The following is a 25,902-nucleotide window of genomic DNA, read 5'->3' on the forward strand; positions in this document are numbered from 1 at the left end:
GATCAGTCGCTCTGCGCGGGATCGGGCCATGCCATGGCGGGACCCACCACGTCCACCGGCTGCGACAACGGGACGCCGGAGCCGTCCCGCCGGCCATGCTCCTGCGGCAGGGACCGTGCAACCCCGGCGGCTGAGGCTGCCTTGGCCGGGCCGTGCCCCGCCCAGGCCAGCAGCAGTGTGTCCTCGCCCTTCAGGAAGCGGTGTGCCCGCACGCCGGCGGTTGCGCGTCCCTTGACGGGGTACTCGGAGAACGCCGTGACCTTCGCCGTTCCCGGGGCAGTCCCGGGAAGGGCGCCTGTTGTCCCGGCGATGGTTACCACCACTGCGGCCTCGTCCTGGGGCTGGACCGCGCCGAAGAACAGCACCCGGTCACCGGCCGCCAGCTTGATTCCCGCCATGCCGCCGGCCGTACGGCCCTGCGGGCGAACGCTGGCCGCTCCGTACTTCAGCAGCTGGGCCTGGCTGGTCACGAACACCAGCTCGGCATCATCAGCTCCCGCCGGCACCACGTTGACCACGAAGTCCTTGTCCTTGAGGGCTATGACCTCCCAGTCCTCCCGGTTCAGGGGGTAGTCAGGCTGCACCCGCTTCACCACGCCCTGGGAGGTGCCGATGGCCAGCACTTCGTCAAGCGGCACAAACGCCACCAGGGTTTCCCCCTTGAGCAGGGTAAGGAAGTCCTTGGCCGGAACCCCGCCTGCGAGGTTGGGCAGTCCGGACATGGGCGGCAGCACCGGCATGTCCATCACCTGGAGGCGCAGCATCCGCCCCAGCGAGGTGACCGCCGCGATCTCGCCGCGCGCCGAGGTTTTGACCACGGAAGTGAACACATCGTGTTTTGCCCGGGGGCCCGCCTCCGCCAGCGGCTCCTGGTTGCTGGTGCGGGCCACCTGCCCCGAGGTGGTCAGGATGGCCCAGCACGGATCGTCGGCGATTTCCAGGGCGAGCGGCGCCGCCTTGCCCTTCTTCCCCGCCGCCAGGGCAAGATCGGCAGCCACGGTGGGTGCCACGGCTTCGGATTCCAGCAGGACGGTGCGCCGCGGAGTTCCATGCTCCTCGGCAATCTCGCCCAGTTCGTCGGACACCAGGGTCCGGAGCCGCTCCTCGGAGCCCAGGATCGCCTCGAGCTCCGCGATCTCGCGGCGCAGCTCGTCCTGCTCCTTCTCCAGCTCGATCCGGGAGTACTTCGTCAGCTGGCGCAGCCGGAGTTCCAGGATGTAGTTCGCCTGGATTTCCGAGAGGTCGTAGATGGACATCAGCCGGGCCCGTGCCGCTGCCGCCTCATCGGAGGAGCGGATGATCTGGATGACCTCGTCGATATCCACGATGGCGATGAGGAGGCCCTCCACCAGGTGGAGGCGGTCCTTCTTCTTGCCCAGCCGGAACACCGTCCGGCGGCGGACAACGTCGATCCTGTGGTTGACGTAGACAGACAGCAGCTGCACCAGGCCCAGGGTCTGGGGCTGGCCGTCCACCAGGGTGACGTTGTTGATGCCGAAGGAGTCCTCCATCGGCGAGTAGCGGTACAGCTGCTGGAGGACGGCGTTCGGGTTGAAGCCGTTCTTGAGCTCAATGACCAGCCGCAGGCCGTGCTTGCGGTCCGTCAGGTCCACGATGTCGCTGATGCCGGTCAGCTTCTTGGCGTTGACGGCGTCCTTGATCTTCTCGATGACCTTCTCCGGGCCCACCATGTAGGGGAGTTCGGTGACCACCAGGCCGGTCCGCCGTGCGGACAGCTGTTCCACCTCAACCTTGGCCCGGGTCTTGAACGATCCACGTCCCGTGGCGTAGGCGTCGCGGATGCCGTCCAGCCCTACGATCCGCCCCCCGCTGGGCAGGTCCGGGCCCGGCACGAACCGCATGATGTCATCCAGGGTGGCGTCCGGGTGGGCAATCAGGTGCCGCGCGGCGGAGATGACTTCCACCAGGTTGTGCGGGGCCATGTTGGTGGCCATGCCGACGGCGATGCCGGTGGCCCCGTTGACCAGCAGGTTGGGGAACGCGGCCGGAAGGACGTCCGGCTGGGTGAGCTGGTTGTCATAGTTGGGGACGAAGTCCACCACGTCTTCGTCGAGGTGGTTGGTGAGCGTCAGGGCAGCCGCCGCGAGCCGCGCTTCCGTGTACCGGGGGGCCGCGGGGCCGTCGTCGAGCGATCCGAAGTTGCCGTGCCCGTCAATCAGGGGCAGCCGCAGCGAGAAGTCCTGCGCCATGCGCACCATGGCGTCGTAGATGGCGGTGTCGCCGTGCGGGTGCAGCTTGCCCATGACCTCGCCCACCACGCGGGCACTTTTGACGTGGCCGCGGTCCGGGCGCAGGCCCATGTCGCTCATCATGTAGAGGATGCGCCGCTGCACCGGCTTGAGCCCGTCGCGCGCGTCCGGAAGCGCCCGGGAGTAGATCACCGAATAGGCGTACTCCAGGAAGGAACCTTCCATTTCGGAAGTGACATCGATGTCCACGATGTTTTCCGTGTAGGGGGTGGTGTCTTCGGGCGGGGCTGAGCTTTGGCGGCGGGCCATGGGGTTGGTGAATCCTTCTGCAGAGCTGTGCAATGGGTTTGTTGGGCGCAAGCGGCGGTGCCGGGGGAGTTTTTGGCTAGGCTAAGCCTATGGTGGAACAGCCCGTGGACGGCGAATATCCGGAACATTGGGAAGCCGATGTCGTGCTGCGGGATGGTGGAACGGCCCATTTGCGGCCCATCCACCCCGCGGACGCGGACGCCGTCCAGAAATTCCACATGGGGCAGTCGCAGAATTCAATCTACATGCGCTTCTTTGCCTTCAAGGCCAAGCTTTCCAGCAAGGAGCTCAAGCGGTTCACGGAGGTGGACTACCGGGACCGGGTTGCGTTCGTCATCACCATCGGCGGTGAGATCGTGGGGATTGGCCGGTATGACCGGCTGGACGACCCCACGGAAGCCGAAGTGGCGTTCAACATCGCCGATTCGCACCAGGGGAGGGGAATCGGCTCCATCCTGCTCGAACATCTTGCCGCTGCCGCCCATGAGAACGGGATCCGCCGCTTCAGCGCCGAGGTCCTGCCGGAAAACCGCAAGATGCTGATGGTCTTTTCAGACGCCGGCTATGACGTAAAACGGCATTTCGACGACGGCGTGGTCAGCCTGGAGTTCAACATCGACCCCACCGAGAAATCACGGGCCGTGATGGAATCCCGCGAACACCGCGCGGAGGCGAGGAGCGTCCGGGACCTGCTGACGCCGTCGTCCATTGCCGTGATCGGCGCGAGCCGCAAGTGGGGGACCGTCGGCTACCAGCTGCTGGAGCACATTATCGAAGCCGGCTTCCACGGGCCCGTGTATGCCATCAATCCCGAGGCATTGGAACTGGCCGGCATGATCTCCTACGGCAAGCTCTCGGAGGTTCCGGAACCCGTGCAGCTGGCCGTCGTCGCCGTTCCCTACGAGGAAGTGCCCGCCGTCGTGGCTGACTGCGCAGCGGCAGGGGTGAAGGGCCTGGTGATCGCTTCGGCAGGTTTCGCGGACGACGGCGAACGCGGCCTGGTGCGGCAGCGCGACCTGGTGCGGCAGGCACGCGCCAACGGGATGCGGGTGATCGGACCGGCGTCCCTGGGGATCGTGAACACGCACCCCGCCGTGTCGCTCAACGCCTCGATGGCGCCCGCACTGCCGCTGCGCGGCGGGCTGGGGTTGTTCTCCCAGTCAGCGGCCATCGGCGTCTCCCTCTATGCCGCTTCCAGCCGGCGCCGGCTGGGCCTGTCCACCTTCCTCTCCGCCGGAAACCGCGCGGACGTGTCGGGCAACGACATGATGCAGTACTGGGAGGACGACGCCGACACCTCCGCCGTGGGCCTCTACCTGGAATCGATCGGCAACCCGCGTAAATTTTCCCGGCTGGCACGGCGGCTGGCGCGCATCAAGCCGGTCATTGTGGCCAAGTCCGATGCCATGGGGCTGCGGCTCCCGCCCGGCCACGCCGTGCGCACCACCCAGGCGCCTGCGGGAGCGCTTGACGCGATGCTCCGCCAGTCCGGCGTCATCCGGGTGGAGACCATAGAGCAGCTTGTGGACGTGGCGCAGGTGGTGTCCAACCAGCCGCTGCCCGCCGGGCCCGGGCTGGCCATCTTCAGCAACTCCCAGGCCCTGGGGAAGGTGGTGGCAGACAGCGCCTCGTCGCATGGGCTCAGCGTCGCCCGGCTGGTGACAGGAGTGGACCTCGACGCCGGCCAGTCAGTCGCCCTTCCCGCCCTGCGTTCGTCCCTGCTCGCCGCCCTGGAGTCCGATGCCGTCCATGGGGCCGTTGCCGCGCTGCTTCCGGCCCGCGGGCTCACGGTGGACAACCTTGCAGAAGTGCTTGCCGAATGTTCGGTGAAGTCCGGAAAGCCGGTGGTGGCCGCTTTCACCGGAATCCTGGATCCCTCCATCTATGTGGAGGGCATGGTGGGGTCCGCGGAGCAAACCGTTCCCTGTTTCTCCAACCCAGGCGCTGCTGTGGCCGCGCTCGCGGCCGTAGTGCGGTACTCCGAGTGGGTCTCGCGCGACCACGGGCACTTCGTTGAGCCCGAAGGCTGCGATCCGCAGCGCGCGCGGGCTGAACTGGAGGGCCTCCTCCGTGACGTGAAAGGGGAGCAGCTCAAGCAGCTGGACCCGGCGGCCACGCGCTCCCTGCTGGGCCACTACGGCATCTCGGTGCTGCCTTCCGTTGGCTTCGACACCCCGGACCAGGCCGTTGAAGCGGCGGACATGCTGGGCTGGCCGGTGGCGCTGAAAACCACCGACCCCTCGCTGCGCCACCGGCTGGACCTCGGGGGAGTCCGCCTGGACATCCAGGACGCCGAGTCGTTGCGCCTGAACGTGCTGCAGATGCGGCGGACCCTGTCCCGCTACGGTGACCCGGCGCTGGAAGTGCAGAGCATGGCGCCGGTGGGGCAGGCCTGTACCTTCCGGGCCATTGAGGACCCGCTCCTTGGGCCGGTCATCTCTTTCGGCCTGGCCGGGGATGCGGTCAACCTGCTGGACGACTGGGCGCACCGGGTGCCGCCGCTGTCCGCCGCAGACGTGCACGACTTCATCCGCGGGCCGCGGGCAGCCCGGAAGCTGTTCGGCTACCAGGGCCTGCCGGCAGTGGACGTAGCCGCCCTTGAGGACCTGGCCGGCAGGCTCGCCTGGCTCAAGGACAGCCATCCTGAGATTGCGCTGGTGGAATTCAACCCGGTGCTGTGCGGCGTGTCCGGGGCGGTGATCCTGGCCGCGGATGTCCGGATCGGCAACGCAGCCCAGCGCACCGACAGCGCCCGCCGGGCCATGCTGGGCTGACGCGGTTAGCAATGTGGAGGGCCGATCTGTGAAAATGGGGTAATGAGCTCACAGCCTCCCGCGTCGGCGCCCGAAACGCCCGGCAATGAAAACCAGGCAGTCCGCCACAGCTCACACAGCCACAGCGCCGAGGGCCAAAGCCTGGACGGTGCGCTCCAGAAAGCGGGTTTCTACCCCCGCCTGGTGGCTGACGTGGTGGACGACGCACTGGACGGCCGCGAGTGCGTCGCCCACCTGGTGCACCTGGAAACCCACTTCGACCGCGCCGAGGTGCGCCGCCACATCACCGTGCTGGTGCTGACCGCTGACATGCTGGTCATCACCCACGTGGACGACCAGCAGTTGGATGAGGCCGGAGAACAGATCGTGGCCCAGATCTCCACCGAGTCCGTGCCCGTGGCGCAGATCCGCTCCGTGGTCCTCAGCTACATGTACACCCAGCCGCAGGACTACAAGCCCTCAGACCCGGTCCGCGAAGTGACGCTGTCCATAGCATGGTCCGGCGGCCAGCGGCTGGACATGGGCCCAGCCAGCTGCGGGGATCCTCAGTGCGAGGCGGACCACGGGTACACCGGCACCATTGCCCAGGAAGACATCGTCCTGCGGATCAGCGCTGAAGCGGACGGACTGCAAGCTGTCCAGGACGCCAAGCTTTTTGCCCGCGCACTGCGCGCCGTTAACACGGGCTCCGCTGCTCCGGCGCCGCACATCCAGTCACTCCCGGCCCGGCCGCGTTCCGGCGTGTTCGGCAACCGGCTCAGCCGCGGGCACCAGCAGCGCTGAGATGCCGGACGAACGACGAACAAGCAGCAACGTCCCACCTGCCGGCAGCCTCACACCAGCCCCTTCCAGCGACGCGGCTGTCCCTGCCGGCGCCTCCGCCAACCAGCCAGGACAGGCGCCTGACCTGCCGCCCGCTCCCGCCTATGGACGGCGGTCCGTGGCGGACGTGCTGTCCAGCGCCGCAGCCAGCCTTGGCCTGGACGGGTTCACCAACACCCTTGGCCTTCCCGCCGCGTCCCGCGTGTGCGTCGTCGTCGCAGACGGTCTTGGCCGGAACCTCCTGAAGCAGAAATCGGCCCACACGCCGTTCCTTCGGTCCGTCATCCAGGCCGGCCAGGGCGCTGTGCCCGTATGGCTTGACTCGGCGTTCCCCTCCACCACCGCCGCCGCCCTGGCCAGTTTCGGCACCGGACTGCCCCCGGGCCAGCACGGCATGGTGGGCTACGACGTGCTGGATCCGGAACAGGACAAGGTGGTCAACCTCCTTGGCAACTGGGACCCTGGCGTTGACCCCCTGGCCTGGCAGCCGTTCCCCACAGTTTTGGAGCGCGCCGCCGACCAGGCCGCAGTGACCACCGTCAGCCTTCCCCAGTTCGGGGACTCGCCCATGACCCGCGCCGCCCTCCGCGGAGGCACGTTCCTGCCCGCCACCACGTCCCACGCGCGGACCGCTGCCGCCGCCGAGGCCCTGGCCGCGCCGGGTCCCGGCCTGATGTACTTCTACCTCAACGAGCTGGATAAGGCCGGGCACCGGTACGGCTGCCAGTCGCAGGAGTGGGAACACCAGCTGGAGGAGCTGGACGCCGTGATGAAGCGGCTGAATGCGTCCCTGCCGGCGGGCACCAGCATCCTGCTGACGGCGGACCACGGCATGCTCGACGTGCCCGAGCAGCAGCGCATCGACTTCTCGGCGGATCCGCAGCTGGTGGAAGGAGTCCGGCACACCGCGGGCGAACCTCGGATGGTGCATCTGTACCTGGAAAACGCGGCCGATCCCGGTGCCAGGGACCGGCTCCTCGCGGCCTGGCGCGCCCGCTTCGGCAACCGCATCTGGGCTTTCACCAGGGGCGAGGCCATCGCCGGGGGCCTTTTCGGTCCGGTCCGGCCCGCTGTCGAGGGGCGGATTGGAGACGTGATGATCGCGGCCCGGGACGAGCTGGCCCTCTACGACACGAGGCGTGTCCGGCCCGCCGCAATGGAAGTCGTGGGCCAGCACGGATCGCTGACCAAGGCTGAGCGGGAGGTTCCGCTGCTGTGTTTCACCGCTGAGGGCAGGAGCGGCCGCCGTGGCTGAGCTCGTTTTCTTCTCCGGCACCATGGACTGCGGAAAGTCCACGCTCGCGCTGCAAATGGACCACAACCACCGGGTCCGGGGCCGGGGCGGCGTCCGCTTCAGCCGCAACGACCGCGCAGGGGAGTCCCGTATCTCCAGCCGCCTTGGACTGGAAACTGACGCCGTGGAAGTGGTGGACGGGACGGACTTCTGGGAGGAAGTCATGCGGCGGCGCACCCAGGGCCAGCGCGTGGACTACCTGATCTGCGATGAAGCGCAGTTCTACACGCCTGAGCAGGTGGAGCAGCTGGCGAAGGTCGTGGACGAAATCGATGTGGACGTCTTTGCCTTTGGCATCACCGCTGACTTCCGGACCCGGCTGTTCCCCGGCTCCCAGCGCCTGATCGAACTCGCGGACCGGGTGCAGGTCCTGCAGGTGGAGGCCCTGTGCTGGTGCGGCCGCCGGGCAACGCACAATGCGCGCACGGTGGACGGCGTGATGGTTACCGAGGGTGCGCAGGTTGTGGTGGGGGACGTGGACATGGCAGTTGACGGACCGGCTGCCACGGCGGCAGGTTACATCCCCGTTGTGGGATACGAGACACTGTGTCGCCGCCACTTCATGCGCCGCGTTACGGCGCACGGCGCCAACCTTATGGCCGAACAGGACCAGCTGCTGCCGTTCGAGGTGGACGCCTGCCTCTGGCGCGGCACCGGCGGTAACGGCGCCGACGCCTAAGGCCCGGTTCCGGGCTGCCCCCGGCGCTGTCCCGGGGAGTCAGTCTCCGCGGGTACCGAAGACGATTTCGTCCCAGGACGGAACGCTGGAGCGCTTGGGCCTGGCCGGCTGCCGCTCGGGAGCCCCAGCCTCAGGCAGCTGCCCGGTGGTGGGGGAGGAATCATCGTTCCGGGCCGGGCGCTTCGGGGTGCCGCCCAACAACTCGTCCAGTCCCGCACCACCCGACGTGCCGTTGCCGTTGCCGTTGCCGTGCGCCGCATCCGCCGGGCCGGTGGCCCGCTGCGGTGAGGCCACAATGGTGATCTCCCGGGTATCGGTGCTGACACCGTTATGCAGCCGCAGGTTTTCGTCGGCGGGCTCGTGCTGCGGAGGCAGGAGGCTGAGCCTGGACAGCATGGACGGCCGGGCATCCCGCCGCCGGACGAAGGAATCGCCCTGGGCGGCAGGAGCGTCGGTGCGGTCCGGCTCGGTGCCAGCGGCCTGTTCTTCCGCTTCGGGGGTCACCTCAGAGGGCCGGGGGTGGGCGGCAGGCACACCGTTCGTCAGGAGCAGCGCCAGGGCGTCGTCGGAATCCTCATCCACTCCAAGCCGCTGGCCCCGGCGCGAGCGCAGCATGTCCAGGAGGCCGTCGGATTCCTTGTCCTTGGCGGCTGCCTGGCCGGGGGTGCCGCCCTGGTTCCCGGGAGCGGAGTCGGCATCAGTCTCAAAATCGAAGGGCCGGTCCGAAACGGCGGACAACCTGCGGGCCGGAACCGGACCGTCCAAAGGCTCCAGCTCACTGAGCTGCTGTGCCCAGCGGGTGGCATTGTGCAGGGCCTTCCGGGCGGGGTTGAACGTCCACAGCGCCGGCGGCTCCTCGCCGATGCCCGGAGCGCCGCCGTTCTTCGTCTCGAACATGGCAGACACGGTCCAGGTTCCGTCCTGGCGGCGCCAGGAATCCCACTCCACGGAAGCGGGGTCGATGCCATGCGCAGAAAGACGGTGGGCCACCATGTCGTTCAGCGTCGCCGGGTTGTCGCCAAATGCCGAGCGGTAGATGTCGTGTCCGGGCGAGGGGGCTGCCACTTCCACCTTGCGGGCCTGCTGGGCAACGTATTCCCGTTCCGCAAGGACCGGGCCCTCGTACCGTTCAACCTTGGCCAGCGGCAACCCGGAAGCCTCGGCAACGTCCGCCGCCGTGGCCCCTGCCCTGATCCGGGCCTGGATGTCCCGCGGGGACATGGGAATGGCAGGCCGCTCGACCCGCGGCTTAACCGCAGACCTGCTTGCCGTCCTCAGCGCTTCATCGATCGGCAGCTGGAACATCTCGCCGCCGGCCCCGCTCAACAGGAGGTGAGTCCCGTCGTCGTGTACGCCTACAAGCCGTAGATCCTGCATACAAATCCTCCACCCTGGCATTACTATCACTCGAAACTTTGCCATCCGGGGGCCGTGTTTTGGCTCAAGGGACAGGGCGCGCCGCGATATTCCGGGACATCCGTCCGAATGGAGGCGCCAAAGGCTACTGCCGCGTGAGGGCTGCGGTCAGCTCATCCGGGCGGCGGGTGGAGGCCAGCCAGTACGGCGTCGGGTCTGAGGGATCCGTGATCTCGACCTTGACCACCGGATCGATCCAGCCCCGGATGCAGAGGTAGGCCAGCCCGTTCAGCCGTGTGCCGCGTTCCGCCGTCGCTTCCTGGCCGCGGAACGGCTGGGCGGCGCCCACGTAGCGGCGCTCGATGGTGGCCCGCCCCACCGTGAGTGTTTTGTGGGTAACAACGATGCTCGGGGTGGAAACGACCAGGAGTACGGCGATGATGGCAAAGAGCACCACTGCAGCCGTGTACCCGGCGGCCGCGCTGATGGGAGCGAATACCAGGATTCCCGCGCCGGAAACGCCTGCGGCGATGATCCAGATCCACGCGTTCGGCCACAACTTCTCGCGATAGATCACGGCAGCCTCTGCGGAGGGTGTGCTGGGAACGGGCGCGGCTGAGCTGGATTCGGGCATGGACCAAGCTTTCCACCTTTCCGTGGCTATTTCATCCCGGCGGCGCCGACTGCACGCCGTCGGCAGTCGGACGCGGCCTAGGCTCCATCCGCGGGCGCGGGTTAGAGTGAGTGACTGTGACTGATCAATCCGCAGCAGTAGACACCTTTCCCGCGGCTCACCCTGCCGGGGATGCGCCCCTTGCCTCAGCCCCTACCCTGCAGGTCCAGCTGAAGATGCTGGACCCTGGCCTGGAAGCGCCGTCCTACGCGCACCCGGGCGACGCCGGCGCTGACCTTCGCGCCAGGGAAGACGTTGTCCTGCAGCCGGGGGAGCGCAAGCTCGTGCCCACCGGAGTGGCAATCGCCCTGCCTGAAGGGTTCGTGGCCCTTATCCACCCACGCTCAGGGCTGGCCACCAAACACGGGCTGACCATCGTCAACGCCCCTGGAACTGTGGACGCCGGGTACCGTGGGGAAATAGCAGTCACGCTCCTGAACACCGACACCACCGAGGCCATTGAGCTGCACCGCGGCGATAGAATTGCCCAGATGGTCATCCAGCGCGTGGAATACGCGCAGTTCATCCCCGTCAACGACTTGAGCGGATCCGTGCGCGGTACCGGGGGATTCGGATCGACCGGCGGTTTCAAGCGGCCTGGGGCCTGAGGCAAAACATTTTCCGTTCCGGCAGCTTGCTGCCGGCAGCGGCAAAGCACGACGGCGGGACCCCCTGAGGCCCGGACCGGCACAATTCATAACTAAGGAGACACCCTCATGGTCTTTGGGCTCGGCAGGAAAGCCAAGAAGGAAGAAGCATCCGCACCGGATGGTTCCCTGACCACCGCGGAGTCCCCCGAGGACGTGGAGGCCGGCTCCGGCGTCCGCGCCAACGGACCGTTTGATGAATCCGAGATCAGCAGCCGCGACGGCTACGTGGACCTTGGCGCGCTGCTGATCGCACCCAGCGAGGGCCTGCAGCTGCGGCTCGAGGTGGAAGAAGCCACCCAGCGCGTAGTGGCCGTTACCTTGGACCTCAACGGATCGAGCCTGCAGCTGCAGGCATTCGCCGCCCCCAAGACCGAAGGGCTGTGGGATGAAATCCGGGAGCAGATCGGCCAGTCCGTCGGGGCGCAGGGCGGCCAGGTCGAGGAAGTCGACGGCGGCTTCGGGACGGAACTCGTAGCGAAACTCCCGGCCGGACTGCCCGACGGCAGCCAGGGCTACCGGGTGGCGCGCTTTGTGGGCGTCGACGGCCCCCGCTGGTTCCTCCGCGGCGTGCTGGGCGGTCCGGCAGCCCTGGAACGATCGGCTGCCGAGCCGCTCGAAGCCCTTTTCAGGCAGGTTGTGGTGATCCGCGGCGGCAGTCCCATGCCGCCCCGGGACCTGCTGCAGCTCCGCCTGCCCAAGGACGCAGCCGCCACCCCGCCGCCTTCCGCCACCCCGCCGGCGGCCTCCTCGCTGCAGGAACCGGAACGTGGTCCGGAAACCACACAGATTGGCTGATTCTGCACCGGAGGGCGAGCCCCGAAGCCACGGCGGCGCGCTTCCCATCAGCCAGCTTCCTGACAAGGGCCGGGTCACCTGCCAGGGGCGCGTCGAATCGGTGACTTTCCTCCCGGCGGACCAGGCTGCCGCCTTCAGCGCCATGGTGTCCGACGCCGAACCGGGAAGGCTTGCCGCCCGGGCCGGTGGACGGCGCGGGAGGCTCCGGGTTGTGTGGCTGGGACGCCGGCGCGTGCCGGGCATAGAAGCCGGCGCGCAGATCCGGCTGGAAGGAATGCTGTCCCTGAACAACGGACTGCCCACCATGTTCAACCCACGCTACGAAATACTGTCCCGCCAGGAGGACGAATGACCTCGCCCCAGCCCGACCCGTCCGCCGGATCGCAGGGCCCGGATTCTCCAGGCCACGCAGGCAAGCCGGCCCCTGGCCAGGAGCCGTCTCCCATGGCGGGCCTTGCAGCGGAATATGCTGCCAAGGCCGGACTGCACCGCACCCACGACGGCCGGGTGGACGTCCTCCGAAGCGCCGGCGGGGTCCAGGGCATTGCCGAGAGCATCGCCCCCGGGCTGGTCTTCCTGGTGGCGTTCACCGTTACCCGGGAACTCACGTTGTCCCTCGTGGCGGCACTTGCGTCCGCAGCAGTCTTCACAGTAGTCCGGCTGGTCCAGCGCAAGCCGCTGACGCAGGCACTCGCCGGTGTGGTGGGCGTGGGCATTTCCGCCTGGCTCGCCAACACCACCGGTAAAGCGGAGGACTTCTACCTGCCCGGCTTCTTCACCAATGCCGGTTACATCCTGGCGATGGTGCTCTCCATCTTCCTTAAGTGGCCGGTAGCGGGCCTGCTCTTCGGATTCATCCGGAACGAGGGCCTCGACTGGCGCAAGGACCCGGCGCGGGTCAAGGCGTACCAGCTGGGCACCTGGATCATCGTCGCAGTCCTTGCCCTCCGGCTCGTGGTGCAGGTTCCGCTCTACCTCATGGGTCCGGACGGGCTGGCCGCCCTGGCCACCACCCGGCTCATCATGGGTGCGCCGCTCTACATCCTCGGTGTCTGGATCGCCTGGCTCGTCACCCGCCCGGCCCCGGCAGGGTCCGGGCCGGAGCACACCAAGGCTGCCGGAAACTAGCCGTCGAAGCCGTCGTCCTCCGGGCCCTGCTGCTCCAGGTGGCCGGCGTCGTCGGCGGGCCGGGGCTGCGGCGGTTCCGAGGAGTCTGGAGAGAGCAGTGCGCGCAGGTCGTCCTCCGCGGCGATAGTTGTCACGAAGAACAGCTCGTCCCCGCCGTCGATCACGTCATCGCGGCTGGGCGTGATGGGGGCGTGGTCCCGAAGGATGGCCACCAGCGTGGAGTCCTCCGGCCACCGGATCTCGCCCACGGTGCTGCCGATAACGTGGGAATCGTGCGGAACGGTGAACTCCACCAGTGAGGACACCCCGGTCTGGAGCGTGAGGAGCCGGACAAGGTCGCCGATCTCCACGGCTTCCTCCACCAGGGCGGTCATGAGCTGCGGGGTGTTGACCGCAACGTCCACTCCCCAGGAATCGTTGAACATCCAGTCATTCTTGGGGTTGTTGACCCGCCCCACTGTGCGGCCCACCCCAAACTCGGTCTTGGCCAGCAGTGAGACCACCAGGTTTACCTTGTCGTCACCGGTGGCGGACACCACGACGTCCGCGTCTTCAACCCTGGCTCCCTGGAGGGTGCTCAGTTCGCAGGCGTCGCCCACCAGCCAGTGCGCCCCACGGAGGCCGCTCCGTCCGATCACTTCCGGTTTGAGGTCGATCAGGAGGATCTCGTGTTTGTGCGCCAGCAGTTCCCTGGCGATGGACGATCCGACGCTTCCCGCGCCAACGATCACGACTTTCACTGGGACTCCTTGGCAGGGGCTTTGGCCAGGATCTGGGCGACCCGCGAGCTGCGGTCCACCTGGAGCATGGCGTGCACGGTGTCACCGTCCTGGTACGCGGTGCCCGCGGCCGGCAGGATTCCCTCACCGAAGCGGGTGAGGTAGGCGATCCGGATGTCCGCGGCTTTTTCGATGCTGCTGACCGGTTGCCCGATCCATCCGGGGTCGAGGTCGAGTTCGGCCAGTACCAGGCGGCCCGAGGGTTCGCGGAAATCACCGGCGAGGTGCTGTTCGGGCAGGATGCGCCGGAGCACCTGGTCCGCGCTCCACCGGACCGCCGCCACAGTGGGAATGCCCAGGCGCTGGTAGATCTCCGCACGGCCGGGATCGTAGATCCGGGCCACCACATGGGGGACGTGGAACGTTTCCCGGGCCACGCGGGTGGCGAGGATGTTGGAGTTGTCACCGCTGGACACCGCCGCGAATGCGTACGCCTCAGAGACCCCAGCCTGCTTCATGGTGTCACGGTCGAAGCCGACGCCGGTGACCTTGCGGCCGGTGAACCCTTGCCGGAGCCGGCGGAAGGCGCGGTCGTCCTGGTCGATGATGGCCACAGAATGCCCGGCGTCCTCCAGCGTGTGCGCCAGCGTCGCCCCCACCCGGCCACATCCCATGATCACGAAATGCGCCACGGTGTTTCTCCTCTGTAATCCTGTCAAGGTCCTGCTGCTAGAACTCTACCGCCAGCATCGGGGCTGCAGCCGTCCGGCGCCCGTCATGACATAGTCCGGGAATCAGACTAGCTTTGTGGGGTGCTGACAATATTGAACGCCGCCAAGCGTGTGCTGGTGGGCCGGCCATTCCGAAATGACCGGCTGGCCCACACGCTGCTTCCCAAGCGGATCGCACTTCCCGTCTTCGCCTCCGACGCCCTCTCGTCCGTGGCGTACGCACCCGACGAGATCCTGCTCACCTTGGCGCTGGCGGGCGTCAGCGCCGTGGCGTTCTCGCCCTGGGTGGGCCTGGCGGTCATGGTGGTCCTGCTCACCGTTGTGGCTTCGTACCGGCAAAACGTCCACGCCTACCCCTCCGGCGGCGGCGACTACGAGATTGCCGGCGAAAACCTTGGCAAGTACGCCGGCCTCACCGTTGCTTCAGCGCTGCTGGTGGACTACGTCCTGACTGTTGCAGTGTCCATCTCCTCGGCCGCCACGTACCTCACCACCGCCGTCCCGTCCCTGCACGGCAACCAGGCGGCCATTGCCGCCGTCGGCGTCGCCGTCCTCGCTCTGGTGAACCTGCGCGGAGTGAAAGAGGCAGGCACGATGTTTGCCCTTCCCACCTACCTCTTCATGGTTTCCATCCTGGGCATGACGGCCGTGGGCATCTTCCAGGCGGCCACCGGACAGCTGGGGGAGGCGCCCTCCGCCGCGTTCACGATCGTCCCCGCCCCCGGGTTCGACGAAGGGCTGGTAGGGCTCGCCGGGGCCTTCCTGCTGCTGCGCGCGTTCTCATCAGGCGCCGCGGCGCTGACCGGCGTCGAAGCCATCAGTAACGGCGTGCCCAACTTCCGGCCCCCGAAAAGCAAGAACGCTGCCACCACCCTGCTGCTGCTGGGCGTTATCGGCGCCACCATGCTGGCGGGCATCATGTACCTGGCCAATGCCACCAAGGTACACATCGTCCTAGACCCCGCCACGGAGTTCCTGCTCGATGGCAGCCCACTCCCCGAGGGGTATATCCAGACACCGGCCATCAGCCAGATCGCCCACACCATCTTCGGACCGGGATCCATACCGTTCTATATCGTGGTGGCCGCAACCGGCGTCATCCTTGTCTTCGCGGCCAACACGGCCTTCAACGGCTTCCCCGTGCTCGGCTCGATCCTCGCCCAGGACGGATACCTTCCCCGCCAGCTGCGGACCAGGGGTGACCGGCTGGCCTTCAGCAACGGTGTCCTGGCCCTCGCCGCGGGTGCGCTGGTGCTCATCCTGGCGTTCAACGCGGACGTCACCAAGCTCATCCAGCTTTACATCGTGGGCGTGTTCATCTCCTTCACGGCCAGCCAGCTGGGAATGATCCGGCACTGGGGACGCCAGCTCAAGCTGGCCAGGGACAAAGCCGTCCGCCGCCGGATGTTCAAGTCACGGATCATCAACAGCATCGGCTTCGGCATGACCGCCACGGTCCTCGTCATCGTCCTGGTGACCAAGTTCGAACAGGGCGCCTGGATCGCCCTGCTCGCCATGGTCATCCTGTTCCTGATCATGTGGAGCATCAGGGCCCACTACGACAATGTGGCCAGGGAACTGGCAGTGGATGAGGATTCCTCGCCGCGGGCCCTTCCCACCCGGGTGCACGCCGTCCTGCTGGTGTCCCATGTCCGCAAGCCCGTGTTGCGGGCACTGGCCTACGCCAGGGCGTCCCGGCCCTCCCGGCTCGATGCGGTGACGGTGGACATCGACACCGAGGAGACCGCACAGACCGTGGCTGACTGGGAAAAGCTGGAGATTCCCGTGCCGCTGACGGTACTGGCGAGCCCCTACCGCGAGACTGTCACGCCCATCATGGAGTACGTCAAGCAGATGCGGCGGGACTCGCCACGGGACCTGATCGTTGTGTACATCCCCGAATACGTGGTGGGCAAATGGTGGGAACAACTGGTCCACAACCAGACAGCCCTCCGCATCAAGACCCGGCTGCACTTTGAACCAGGCGTCATGGTGGCGAGCGTTCCCTGGCAGCTGAAATCATCCGAAGAAGCCAAGAACCTGCAGGACGTCCAATGAGCGCGAAGACCCAGTTGCAAACCAACCACCAGGCCCCGGCGGGAGCGTTGGGCACTGAGATAGTGCTCGACGTCGGCCCGGTGGCCCATGGCGGCCACTGCGTCGCCAGGCACGAGGGACGGGTTATTTTCGTCCGGCACGGCATACCCGGCGAGAAGGTGCGGGTACGGCTGACGGACGCCGGGGAAAAGGCCAAGTTCTGGCGGGCGGATGTGGTTGAGGTCCTGGAAGCCTCCCCGGACCGCGTGGACCACTTCTGGCATGCGGCCGATTCGCTGCGGGCGTGGGGCCACGGGCATCCGCCGGTGGGCGGGGCGGAATTCGGGCACATTTCCCTTGCCCGGCAGCGGGCCCTGAAGGCAGAGGTGCTGGCTGAACAGCTCAGGCGCCTGGCCGGCGTCGAACAGGTTCCCGATTGGGCCGGCACCAGCGTGGAGGCAGTGGGTGGAGCTTCCGACGGCGGGGACGGCCTCGGGTGGCGGACGCGCGCCAGCTTCTCGGTCACCCCGGGCGGGAAGCTGGGAATGCACGCACACCGCTCCACCCACATCGTGCCCGTCAGGGAAATGCCGCTGGCTGTTGATGCCATTAATGCCCTGCGCCTCTGGGACATCGACCTGCAGGGCATCGACCGGGTGGAAGTGGCAGCCCCCGCCAACGGTTCACGTCCGCTGGTGCTCCTGGCGCCGGCCCCGGGGACCAAGCCCAAGCGGCTCAACGCCGTCGCAGCACAACTGCCAGGCGAAGTGTCCGTAGCCTCATTCGACCCCGAGACCGAAGCCGTGCAGCAGCTGCGTGGCCGCACGTGGGTGCAGGAAACAGCGGCCGGCCATGACTACCGGGTGACCGGCGCCGGGTTCTGGCAGATCCACCGCGACGCGCCCGAAGCCCTTGTGGGGGGCGTCACAAAATTCCTCCAGGACGGCGGCTTCCTCCACGCCGGCGCGGTGGTGGCAGACCTCTACGCGGGAGCAGGATTGTTCACAGCCGTCCTGGCGGACGCCGTGGGGGAGACCGGCTCCGTCCTGTCGGTGGAGGGGGCCGCCGGAACCAGCCGGGACGCGCGCAAGAACCTGCACGCAGCGCCCCAGGTGGAGATCGTCCAGGGCAGGGTGGAGCGGGTCCTCCGCCAGAAACCGCGGAATTTCGACGCGCTGATCCTTGATCCGCCCCGTGCCGGTGCGGGAAAGGCCGTGGTCCGGCAGCTGGTCGATGCGCAGCCGCGCGCCATTGCCTACGTGTCCTGCGATCCGGCGTCGTTCGCACGGGACGTGGGGTACTTCCGCCAGGCCGGGTGGGACGTGTCAGGACTCCGGGCCTTCGATCTGTATCCCCACACCCACCACCTGGAGACAGTGGCCCTGCTTACGCCGCGCGATTGAGGAAACCGTCCATGATGCCACCGGGGTTTTCGACTACGATGGCCGTAGTAGTCCCACGTCGCGCTCCGTAATCACGGCCGGCCGTGTGCAATTTCGGGCCCGAAACTAATTAGGGCTTCCTAACTAGCAGGCGGTCTACCGCGCGACAAAGATGAAACTGTTGCGAGAGGAGTCCTGCGATGAGCACTGTGGACAGCTTCGGTTCAAAAGGCAAACTTAATGTAGCCGGAACCGAATACGAAATTTTCCGGTTGAACTCCGTTGAAGGTGCAGAAAACCTTCCGTTCAGCCTCAAGGTATTGCTTGAAAACCTGTTGAGGACCGAGGACGGCGCGAACATCACTGCCGATCACGTCCGCGCCTTGGCAGGCTGGGATCCGAATGCCCAGCCCGATACAGAAATCCAGTTCACGCCGGCACGCGTGATCATGCAGGACTTCACCGGCGTTCCCTGCGTGGTTGACCTGGCGACGATGCGCGAAGCGGTCAAGGAACTGGGTGGCGACCCCAAACGGGTCAACCCCCTGGCGCCTGCCGAGATGGTCATTGACCACTCGGTCCAGATCGACGCCTTCGGCAACTCCGGCGCACTGGAGCGCAACATGGAGATCGAATACCAGCGCAACGGGGAGCGTTACCAGTTCCTGCGCTGGGGCCAGACTGCGTTCGACGACTTCAAGGTCGTCCCGCCGGGAACCGGCATCGTCCACCAGGTCAACATTGAATACCTGGCCCGCACGGTCATGACCCGCGAAGTTGACGGTGCCCTGCGCGCCTACCCGGACACCTGCGTCGGTACCGACTCGCACACCACCATGGTCAACGGCCTGGGTGTCCTCGGATGGGGCGTCGGCGGCATCGAAGCCGAGGCCGCCATGCTGGGCCAGCCCGTCTCCATGCTGATCCCGCGTGTTGTGGGCTTCAAGCTGACCGGCTCCATCCCCGCCGGCGCCACCGCCACCGACGTGGTGCTCACCATCACCGAGCAGCTTCGCAAGCACGGTGTCGTGGGCAAGTTCGTGGAGTTCTACGGCGAAGGCGTTGCCGCTGTGCCGCTGGCCAACCGCGCCACCATCGGCAACATGAGCCCGGAATTCGGTTCCACGGCTGCCATGTTCCCGATCGACGACGTCACCCTGGACTACCTGCGCCTCACCGGCCGTTCGGACCAGAACGTGGCACTCGTGGAGGCCTACGCCAAGGAACAGGGCCTCTGGCACGATCCTTCCCGCGAGATCAAGTTCTCCGAGTACCTGGAACTGGACCTGTCCACGGTTGTTCCGTCCATCGCCGGCCCCAAGCGCCCGCAGGACCGCATCGACCTGACCGAGGCCAAGGACGAATTCCGCCACGACCTGAAGAACTACGTCTCCCACGACGCCAACGCCGGCACCCTGGACGAGTCGCTCGAGGAAACCTTCCCGGCTTCGGACGCTCCGTCCTTCACCGGGGGAGCGACCCACGTCTCCGATACCGACCGCGAGCCGCCGAAGTACTCGGCGGGCCACGGGGGAGCGGGACGCGTCTCCCAGCCGGTCCCGGTAAAGATGGCTGACGGCCGCGAGTTCGAGCTGGACCACGGTGCAGTCACCATCGCATCCATCACCTCCTGCACCAACACCTCCAACCCGTCGGTCATGCTGGCCGCGGCAGTCCTGGCACGCAACGCCGTGGACATGGGCCTGACCTCCAAGCCGTGGGTCAAGACCTCCGTTGCCCCGGGCTCGAAGGTTGTCACCGACTACTACGAGAAGTCGGGCCTGACGCCCTACCTGGAGAAGCTTGGCTTCTACATCGTGGGCTACGGCTGCGCCACCTGCATCGGCAACTCCGGCCCGCTGGAAGCCGAAGTTTCGGAAGCCATCCAGGCCAACGACCTCGCCGTCGCTGCTGTCCTGTCGGGCAACCGCAACTTCGAAGGCCGCATCAACCCGGACGTGAAGATGAACTACCTGGCTTCCCCGCCGCTGGTCATCGCCTACGCCCTGGCCGGGTCCATGGACTTCGATTTCGAAACCGACGCCCTGGGCCAGGACCAGGCCGGCAACGATGTCTTCCTGAAGGACATCTGGCCCAACCCGGTTGAGGTCCAGCAGGTCATCGATTCCTCGATCGACAAGGAAATGTTCGCCAAGGGCTACGAAGGCGTCTTCGAAGGTGACGACCGCTGGAAGTCGCTCGACACTCCCGCCGGTGACACCTTCGCCTGGGATCCGAGCTCCACCTACGTCCGGAAGCCCCCGTACTTCGAGGGCATGCAGGCGCAGCCGGAGCCCGTCAAGGACATCACGGGCGCACGCGTGCTCCTGAAGCTGGGCGATTCGGTCACCACCGACCACATCTCCCCGGCCGGTTCGTTCAAGTCCGACACCCCTGCCGGCCAGTACCTGCTGGCCAATGGCGTGGAGCGCAAGGACTTCAACTCCTACGGTTCCCGCCGCGGCAACCACGAGGTGATGATCCGCGGAACGTTCGCGAACATCCGCATCAAGAACCAGATCCTGGACGGCGTCGAAGGTGGCTTCACCCGCGACTTCACCCAGGAAGGCGGCCCGCAGGCCTACGTTTACGACGCCGCGCAGAACTACCAGGCAGCCGGCACCCCGCTGGTGGTCCTGGCCGGCAAGGAATACGGATCCGGTTCCTCCCGTGACTGGGCTGCCAAGGGTACCGCCCTGTTGGGCGTCAAGGCTGTCATCGCCGAGAGCTACGAGCGCATCCACCGCTCCAACCTCATCGGCATGGGCGTCCTGCCGCTGCAGTTCCCGGCCGGCGAATCCGCCGCCACACTGGGCCTGTCCGGCACGGAAACGTTCTCGGTTGAGGGCGTCACCGCCCTGAACGAGGGCACCACGCCCAAGACCCTCAAGGTCACGGCGACCGCCGAGGACGGCAGCTCCACGACGTTCGACGCGGTCCTGCGCATCGACACCCCGGGTGAAGCGGACTACTACCGCAACGGCGGCATCCTGCAGTACGTCCTGCGCCAGATCTCCGCGAACTAGCGGTAACTGCCCAGCAGGCACCACCATCCCGAAGCCCCGGCCGGTCACCGACCAGCCGGGGCTTCGGCTGTGCAGGTACGTCTGGTCCTGCGGACCAAGGCGTTAGAGTTAAACGGCACGTCTACCACCTGAAGGAGGGGTCAGTGGGAATCTTGGAGACCATCCGGAATCCGCAAGACCTGAACGAGTTGTCAGAAGACCAGCTGAAGCAGCTGGCTTCGGAGGTCAGGGACTTCCTGATCACGAACGTCTCCCAGACGGGCGGACACCTCGGACCCAACCTTGGCGTGGTGGAACTGACGCTTGCCGTGCACCGCATCTTCGACTCGCCCCGTGACAGCATTGTCTTCGACACCGGCCACCAGTCGTATGTCCACAAGCTGCTGACCGGGCGCCAGGATTTCAGCACCCTGCGCCAGGAGGGCGGAATCTCCGGCTACCCCTCCCGGGCCGAATCAGAGCACGACATTGTGGAAAGCTCGCACGCTTCCTCGTCGCTGTCCTGGGCGGACGGCATCTCCCGTGCCCGCCAGCTCACCGGGGAAGGCGACCGGTACGTCATCGCTGTGGTGGGCGACGGTGCGCTGACCGGCGGCATGGCCTGGGAAGCCATCAACAACATCGCTGCGGACAAAAAGCGGCGCGTCGTGATTGTGGTCAATGACAATGGCAGGTCCTATGCGCCCACCGTGGGCGGTTTCGCGGACTACCTTGCGTCCCTGCGCCCCACGATCGATTCCTTCCGGACGGCACCGGCCTACGAAGTGGCACTCGAGTGGTGGAAGAAGAAACTCCAAAACGGGGGACCGGCGGGCCAGTTCACCTACAAGAGCCTGCACGCCATGAAAAAGGGCATCAAGGACTGGTGGGCCCCGCAAGGCATGTTCGAAGACCTGGGCATGAAGTACATCGGTCCCGTGGACGGCCACAACCTCCAGGCAATGGAACACGCACTGTCCACGGCCAAGCACTACGGCGGGCCCGTCATTGTGCATGCGATGACCGAAAAGGGCCACGGCTACGCCCCCGCCCGCGCCCACGAGGCAGACCAGTTCCATGCCGTCGGCATCATCGACCCCGAGACCGGCGAGCCCACCGGCGCCGCCGGCGCCCAGTCCTGGACCTCGGTCTTCGCCGACGAAATCGCAGCCATCGCCGATGAGCGGAAGGACGTCGTCGGCATCACCGGCGCCATGCTCATCCCCGTTGGCCTGCATAAATTCGCGGCCCGGCACCCGGACCGCGTGATCGACGTCGGAATCGCCGAACAGCACGCACTCACATCCGCCGCCGGCATGGCCTTCGGCGGGCTGCACCCCGTGGTTGCCGTCTATGCAACCTTCCTGAACCGGGCCTTCGACCAGCTCCTCATGGACGTGGCCCTGCACAAGGCCGGCGTGACCATCGTCCTGGACCGCGCAGGCGTCACCGGTCCGGACGGGGCCAGCCACCACGGCATGTGGGACATGTCCATGGTCCAGATCGTCCCCGGACTCCACCTTGCAGCCCCGCGCGATGCCAGCCGGCTGCGCGAGGAGCTTCGGGAGGCCGTGGCAATCGGCGACGCTCCCACCGTGGTCCGCTTCTCCAAGGGATCCGTGGGCGCGGAAGTGGAAGCCCTTGAACGCCTCAGCGACGGCGTTGACGTGCTGGCCCGGCGGCCCAGCGGCTCCACGGAAAACGATGTCCTGATCGTCAGCGTGGGTGCCATGTCCGAACTCGCGCTGGACGTATCCAACCGCCTCGGCGCGCAGGGCATCAGCACCACCGTGGTGGACCCGCGCTGGGTCCTGCCCGTCCCGCGTTCCATCATCGCGCTGGCCTCGCACCACCGCCTGGTGATCTGTATTGAGGACGGCGTCCGTGCCGGCGGCGTCGGTTCGCGGATCCGACAGGAAATGCGGGCCGCGGGCGTGGACACCGCCCTGAACGAGGTGGGCCTTCCAGTCGAATTCCTGGACCACGGCACCCGCGCCCAGATCCTCGAACGCGTGGGCTTGACCGCCCAGCAGATCACGCACGACGTCGTTGCGCAGGTTCTCGGCACAAAGGTCCCCTTTGCGCGTCCCCTGCCCGGCCAGCAGCACCCCACCACCGGAAGCCTTCCGATTCTGTGAGGGGAGAGGCTGAGCTGAAATACCCCGGTGTCCTGGGGGAACCTGCAGGGGAAAACCACCCGGGGGCAACGCGGGTACCGGAGAACCTTCATCCCGGCCAGCTGGTGGTCGCCCGGAACCGGAAATGGAACGGCAAAGCCCACTGGGTGGTACCCGGGCGCTACCTCGGCGAGGACCGGCACGGCTGGTGGATTTTCCAGGGAACCAATGAATTCTGTTCCCGTCCGGGCGCGGCGTTCTACACTCAGTCTGATGCCGTGCTCCTTGTGCCGCGCGAAGGCGACTGGGTGGCCACGTTCTACGACGACGCCCACCCAGGTGGGGTGCGGGTCTACATCGACCTGGCCGTCGCCCACGAATGGAGCACCATCCGTCCCGCCGTCACCGAATTCCATGTCATCGACATGGACCTGGACGTCGTCCGGACGGCCGCCAGGGGCGTGTTCATTGACGACGAGGACGAATTCGCCGAGCACCGGGTGGCCATGGACTACCCCGCCGCACTTGCCGAATCCCTCGAGGCTTCGGCGGACCAGCTTTACCAGGCCGTAAAGGCGCAGAACGCACCATTCGACGGCACCGACGTCGAATGGTTTACCAAGGGACGGTCATGAGCGGAATTGTCAGGGTCTACAAGCGCGACGACGAGGGCACCCTCCATTTCCGGGAGGCTTGGTATGACGAGGACTACAGCCAGTTCGTGATGAACTACGGCGATGTGGGCCACCAAAGCAAAACCGAGGAGACAGATGTCTCCACCCCCGAGGCGGCGGAGAGCCTCCTGGACGCTTTCGCAGCCCAGTGCGCCGAGGACGGCTACGCAGAGATTCCGGAAAAGGAACAGTTCTGGGTGGTGGCCCAGTTCGCGCTGAAGACCCGTGAGGGCACCGACAGGGACCGCTACCTGGAGGAAAAGGCCACCGACGCGCTCATCAGCCACCTGGCCTGGCGTGGACTGGGGACGGTGGAACGTTCCGAATTCACGGACTACAAGCTCAACATCTTCTGCCTGTGCCCGGAGGTAAACAAGGCCGTCAACGCCGTCAAGGTGTGCATCCGCGGCGAGGACCTGGACTTCACCAAGCTGAGCATCGGCGCAGCCCCCTTCACCGAGCCCGGCAACTTCAAGCTCAAGTATTCCGCCAAGCCGGCTGCCGGCTTCAGCCTCTAGGAGCACAATGCCCACGTACCGCCGGCTCGGAAAATCCGGCCTGACCGTCTCCGCCGTCGGCCTGGGCTGCAACAACCTGGGCCGCGCCAACACCGCCACCGAATCCCAGGAGGCCACGGACGCCGTGGTCCACGCAGCGATCGACGCCGGGATCACGCTGTTCGACGTCGCCGATACCTACGGGCGGGAACCCGGGCTCAGCGAGGCGATGCTCGGCAAGGCGCTCGGCGCAAGGCGGGCGGACGTCGTCCTGGCCACCAAGTTCGGCATGGACATGAAGGGTGCCAGCGGCCCCGACTTCGGCGCCCGCGGATCACGCCGCTACATCATCCAGGCCGTGGAGGCATCGCTGCGGCGGCTGGGCACCGACTGGATCGACCTCTACCAGTTCCACACGCCTGACCCCTTGACTCCCATCGATGAGACCCTGTCCGCACTGGACAGCCTCGTCAGCAGCGGCAAGGTCCGCTACATCGGCCACTCAAACCGGGCCGGCTGGCAGATCGCGCAGGCCGAGTACGTGGCCAGGGAACTGGGCTGCACCCGCTTCATCTCCACGCAAAACCACTACAACCTCCTGGACCGGCGCGCCGAGCTTGAGGTGACGCCGGCTGCGGAAGTATTCGGCCTGGGCGTCCTGCCCTACTTCCCGCTCGCCAACGGACTGCTGACCGGCAAGTACTCGCCCGGCCACGCCCCGGACGGGTCGCGGCTCAGCCACACCCGCCAGCACCTGGTCCACGACGCCGACTGGGACCAGCTGCGCAGGTTCGGCGATTTCGCCAGGGACCGCGGCCTGACCGAAATCCAGGTGGCCTTCTCCTGGCTGGCGGCCCAGCCCTCGGTGGCCAGCGTCATCGCCGGCGCCACCACGTCGGACCAGGTCCGCCAGAACGCCGAATCAGCCGGCTGGGTGCCCTCGGAGAAAGACCTTGCGGAGCTGGACAGTATCTTCCCGGCCGCTCCCAAGGTTGCCCTGTTCTAGGACCGGGATGACCGCTTTCCTGCTGGACGTGGACACGGGCATCGACGATGCCCTTGCCCTGGCCTACCTCGCCGCCCTGCCGGACACAGAGTTCGTTTCCGTCACCGCGACACCGGGAAACGTGGACGCGGACCAGGTGGCACGCAACACCCTGGCGTTGCTCGAACTGTGCGGCCGGCCGGGTGTGGAAGTTGCCATCGGCGCGCGCAAGCCCCTGGCCATACCGCTGCTCACCACTCCCGAGACCCACGGACCCCAGGGGATCGGCTACGCGGTCCTGCCTCAACCCTCCGGTGCGGTGTCCGGGCGGAACGCCGTGGACCTCTGGGTTGAACACGCCCGCCGCCGCCCAGGGGAGCTCACCGCCCTCATCACTGCGCCGCTGACCAATTTTGCGCTCGCCCTCCGGAAGGAACCGGCACTTCCCCGCCTGCTGGCCGGGGTGGTGATCATGGGCGGCAGCTTCTACCACCAGGGCAACACAACGCCCACGGCCGAGTGGAACACCCACGTTGACCCGCACGCCGCCAAGGAAGTGTACGCCGCGTTCCGCGGCCTGCCGCAGGAGAAGCTTCCTGTTGTGTGCTCGCTGGATACCACCGAGCGGATGGAACTGCACCCCCACCACGTGCGGCAGCTGGCGGAAGCGGCCGGTGCGCGCATCCCCGAACTGGTGCTGCCCGAACAGCCGGAAGGACTGCGCAGCACCTCGGACAACACTCTGGTCCGGCACCTGTCCGACGCCCTGCGGTTCTACTTCGAGTTCCACCGGCACTACGACCAGGGATACCTGGCCCACGTCCACGACTTCTTCGCCGCGGGCGTGGCAGCGGGAACCCTGGAGTTTCAGGCCCGTCCCGCCACAGTGGACGTCGAGACCGGGTCGCCGCTCCTGATGGGCACCACGGTGGCAGACTTCCGCGGGCTGTGGGGTGCCCCGCCGAACGCACGCGTGGTCTCCGCCAACCATCCGGCAGCGGCCTTCCGGGAGCTGCTCTCCGCTGTGGGCGGCCTCGCCGCCCGGGTCGGCTGAGGGGACCGCTG

At 67.0% G+C, this 25,902-nt stretch carries 21 protein-coding genes; 16 read left to right on the top strand and 5 right to left on the bottom strand.

What is annotated here, in order from left to right; all coding sequences use genetic code 11:
- Nucleotides 1–2: 2 nt before the first annotated feature.
- A complete protein-coding gene (locus ABRP28_RS03735; protein WP_350002235.1) occupies nt 3–2,519 on the bottom strand; it encodes a DNA topoisomerase IV subunit A in 2,517 nt (838 codons plus the stop codon).
- Between the two features lie 89 nt (nt 2,520–2,608).
- Between ABRP28_RS03735 and ABRP28_RS03740 the strand changes: the two genes are divergently transcribed.
- From ABRP28_RS03740 to ABRP28_RS03755, 4 genes are read left to right on the top strand one after another with little or no spacing between them, the layout of a single operon-like run.
- Entirely contained in the window at nt 2,609–5,293 is a 2,685-nt protein-coding gene (locus ABRP28_RS03740; RefSeq protein ID WP_350002236.1) for a GNAT family N-acetyltransferase, read from the top strand.
- Between the two features lie 42 nt (nt 5,294–5,335).
- Nucleotides 5,336–6,076 (top strand): DUF5998 family protein, encoded by a 741-nt coding sequence (locus ABRP28_RS03745; RefSeq protein WP_350002237.1) that lies wholly within the window; start codon nt 5,336–5,338, stop codon nt 6,074–6,076.
- 1 nt (nt 6,077) lies between these two features.
- Complete coding sequence (locus ABRP28_RS03750; RefSeq protein WP_350002238.1) at nt 6,078–7,370, top strand: nucleotide pyrophosphatase/phosphodiesterase family protein; 1,293 nt, start codon at nt 6,078–6,080, stop codon at nt 7,368–7,370.
- A complete protein-coding gene (locus ABRP28_RS03755) occupies nt 7,363–8,088 on the top strand; it encodes a thymidine kinase (protein WP_350002239.1) in 726 nt (241 codons plus the stop codon). Before ABRP28_RS03750 ends, ABRP28_RS03755 begins: the two co-directional genes overlap by 8 nt.
- A gap of 39 nt (nt 8,089–8,127) precedes the next feature.
- Here ABRP28_RS03755 and sepH read toward each other — a convergent pair whose 3' ends face one another.
- Both sepH and ABRP28_RS03765 read right to left on the bottom strand, forming a co-directional pair.
- Nucleotides 8,128–9,465 carry a septation protein SepH gene (sepH, locus tag ABRP28_RS03760; RefSeq protein WP_350002240.1) on the bottom strand — a complete coding sequence of 446 codons (1,338 nt, stop codon included), beginning with the start codon at nt 9,463–9,465 and terminating at the stop codon, nt 8,128–8,130.
- Between the two features lie 124 nt (nt 9,466–9,589).
- Nucleotides 9,590–10,078 (bottom strand): DUF3093 domain-containing protein, encoded by a 489-nt coding sequence (locus tag ABRP28_RS03765; protein WP_350002241.1) that lies wholly within the window; start codon nt 10,076–10,078, stop codon nt 9,590–9,592.
- A gap of 116 nt (nt 10,079–10,194) precedes the next feature.
- On the opposite strand from ABRP28_RS03765, the gene dut reads away from it, so the two are divergent.
- The 4 genes from dut to ABRP28_RS03785 all read left to right on the top strand — a co-directional run bounded on the left by dut (nt 10,195) and on the right by ABRP28_RS03785 (nt 12,690).
- Entirely contained in the window at nt 10,195–10,725 is a 531-nt protein-coding gene (dut, locus tag ABRP28_RS03770; RefSeq protein ID WP_350002242.1) for a dUTP diphosphatase, read from the top strand.
- A 108-nt stretch (nt 10,726–10,833) separates the two neighbouring features.
- On the top strand, nt 10,834–11,562 hold the full coding sequence (locus ABRP28_RS03775) for a DUF3710 domain-containing protein (protein ID WP_350002243.1): 729 nt from the start codon (nt 10,834–10,836) through the stop codon (nt 11,560–11,562).
- The gene (locus ABRP28_RS03780) at nt 11,555–11,914 is read left to right on the top strand and encodes a hypothetical protein (RefSeq protein WP_350002244.1); all 360 of its coding nucleotides are present in this window, start codon (nt 11,555–11,557) and stop codon (nt 11,912–11,914) included. The genes ABRP28_RS03775 and ABRP28_RS03780 overlap by 8 nt, the downstream gene beginning before the upstream one ends.
- A complete protein-coding gene (locus tag ABRP28_RS03785) occupies nt 11,911–12,690 on the top strand; it encodes a DUF3159 domain-containing protein (RefSeq protein ID WP_350002245.1) in 780 nt (259 codons plus the stop codon). The genes ABRP28_RS03780 and ABRP28_RS03785 overlap by 4 nt, the downstream gene beginning before the upstream one ends.
- On the opposite strand, the gene ABRP28_RS03790 is transcribed toward ABRP28_RS03785, so the two are convergent.
- Entirely contained in the window at nt 12,687–13,430 is a 744-nt protein-coding gene (locus tag ABRP28_RS03790) for a TrkA family potassium uptake protein (RefSeq protein ID WP_350002246.1), read from the bottom strand. The two genes, ABRP28_RS03785 and ABRP28_RS03790, sit on opposite strands and share 4 nt — an antisense overlap.
- Complete coding sequence (locus tag ABRP28_RS03795; protein WP_350002247.1) at nt 13,427–14,101, bottom strand: TrkA family potassium uptake protein; 675 nt, start codon at nt 14,099–14,101, stop codon at nt 13,427–13,429. The genes ABRP28_RS03790 and ABRP28_RS03795 overlap by 4 nt, the downstream gene beginning before the upstream one ends.
- A 120-nt stretch (nt 14,102–14,221) precedes the next feature.
- Between ABRP28_RS03795 and ABRP28_RS03800 the strand changes: the two genes are divergently transcribed.
- The 8 genes from ABRP28_RS03800 to ABRP28_RS03835 all read left to right on the top strand — a co-directional run bounded on the left by ABRP28_RS03800 (nt 14,222) and on the right by ABRP28_RS03835 (nt 25,891).
- Nucleotides 14,222–16,198: an APC family permease gene (locus ABRP28_RS03800; RefSeq protein WP_350002248.1), complete on the top strand. Its 1,977-nt coding sequence runs from the start codon at nt 14,222–14,224 to the stop codon at nt 16,196–16,198.
- The gene (locus ABRP28_RS03805) at nt 16,195–17,580 is read left to right on the top strand and encodes a TRAM domain-containing protein (protein ID WP_350002249.1); all 1,386 of its coding nucleotides are present in this window, start codon (nt 16,195–16,197) and stop codon (nt 17,578–17,580) included. Before ABRP28_RS03800 ends, ABRP28_RS03805 begins: the two co-directional genes overlap by 4 nt.
- A gap of 179 nt (nt 17,581–17,759) precedes the next feature.
- Nucleotides 17,760–20,585, top strand: coding sequence for an aconitate hydratase (locus ABRP28_RS03810; RefSeq protein WP_350002250.1), 2,826 nt, complete (start codon nt 17,760–17,762; stop codon nt 20,583–20,585).
- A 143-nt stretch (nt 20,586–20,728) separates the two neighbouring features.
- Entirely contained in the window at nt 20,729–22,702 is a 1,974-nt protein-coding gene (gene dxs, locus ABRP28_RS03815; RefSeq protein ID WP_350002251.1) for a 1-deoxy-D-xylulose-5-phosphate synthase, read from the top strand.
- Nucleotides 22,699–23,316, top strand: a complete 618-nt coding sequence (locus tag ABRP28_RS03820; protein WP_350002252.1) for a DUF402 domain-containing protein — start codon at nt 22,699–22,701, stop codon at nt 23,314–23,316. Before dxs ends, ABRP28_RS03820 begins: the two co-directional genes overlap by 4 nt.
- Entirely contained in the window at nt 23,313–23,873 is a 561-nt protein-coding gene (locus ABRP28_RS03825; protein WP_350002253.1) for a hypothetical protein, read from the top strand. The genes ABRP28_RS03820 and ABRP28_RS03825 overlap by 4 nt, the downstream gene beginning before the upstream one ends.
- A 7-nt stretch (nt 23,874–23,880) precedes the next feature.
- Complete coding sequence (locus tag ABRP28_RS03830; protein WP_350002254.1) at nt 23,881–24,858, top strand: aldo/keto reductase; 978 nt, start codon at nt 23,881–23,883, stop codon at nt 24,856–24,858.
- Nucleotides 24,859–24,865: 7 nt separating this feature from the next.
- The gene (locus ABRP28_RS03835) at nt 24,866–25,891 is read left to right on the top strand and encodes a nucleoside hydrolase (RefSeq protein ID WP_350002255.1); all 1,026 of its coding nucleotides are present in this window, start codon (nt 24,866–24,868) and stop codon (nt 25,889–25,891) included.
- Nucleotides 25,892–25,902: the final 11 nt, after the last annotated feature.

Source organism: Pseudarthrobacter sp. WHRI 8279 (assembly GCF_040224115.2).
In the GTDB taxonomy this organism is placed as follows: domain Bacteria; phylum Actinomycetota; class Actinomycetes; order Actinomycetales; family Micrococcaceae; genus Arthrobacter.

What these genes read in the sequence shown, in the direction of transcription:
- ABRP28_RS03735 (WP_350002235.1), bottom strand. Translation starts at nt 2,519, where the DNA reads ATGGCCCGCCGCCAAAGCTCAGCCCCGCCCGAAGACACCACCCCCTAC.
- ABRP28_RS03740 (WP_350002236.1), top strand. Translation starts at nt 2,609, where the DNA reads ATGGTGGAACAGCCCGTGGACGGCGAATATCCGGAACATTGGGAAGCC.
- ABRP28_RS03745 (WP_350002237.1), top strand. Translation starts at nt 5,336, where the DNA reads ATGAGCTCACAGCCTCCCGCGTCGGCGCCCGAAACGCCCGGCAATGAA.
- ABRP28_RS03750 (WP_350002238.1), top strand. Translation starts at nt 6,078, where the DNA reads ATGCCGGACGAACGACGAACAAGCAGCAACGTCCCACCTGCCGGCAGC.
- sepH (WP_350002240.1), bottom strand. Translation starts at nt 9,465, where the DNA reads ATGCAGGATCTACGGCTTGTAGGCGTACACGACGACGGGACTCACCTC.
- ABRP28_RS03765 (WP_350002241.1), bottom strand. Translation starts at nt 10,078, where the DNA reads ATGCCCGAATCCAGCTCAGCCGCGCCCGTTCCCAGCACACCCTCCGCA.
- ABRP28_RS03775 (WP_350002243.1), top strand. Translation starts at nt 10,834, where the DNA reads ATGGTCTTTGGGCTCGGCAGGAAAGCCAAGAAGGAAGAAGCATCCGCA.
- ABRP28_RS03785 (WP_350002245.1), top strand. Translation starts at nt 11,911, where the DNA reads ATGACCTCGCCCCAGCCCGACCCGTCCGCCGGATCGCAGGGCCCGGAT.
- ABRP28_RS03805 (WP_350002249.1), top strand. Translation starts at nt 16,195, where the DNA reads ATGAGCGCGAAGACCCAGTTGCAAACCAACCACCAGGCCCCGGCGGGA.
- ABRP28_RS03810 (WP_350002250.1), top strand. Translation starts at nt 17,760, where the DNA reads ATGAGCACTGTGGACAGCTTCGGTTCAAAAGGCAAACTTAATGTAGCC.
- ABRP28_RS03825 (WP_350002253.1), top strand. Translation starts at nt 23,313, where the DNA reads ATGAGCGGAATTGTCAGGGTCTACAAGCGCGACGACGAGGGCACCCTC.
- ABRP28_RS03830 (WP_350002254.1), top strand. Translation starts at nt 23,881, where the DNA reads ATGCCCACGTACCGCCGGCTCGGAAAATCCGGCCTGACCGTCTCCGCC.
- ABRP28_RS03835 (WP_350002255.1), top strand. Translation starts at nt 24,866, where the DNA reads ATGACCGCTTTCCTGCTGGACGTGGACACGGGCATCGACGATGCCCTT.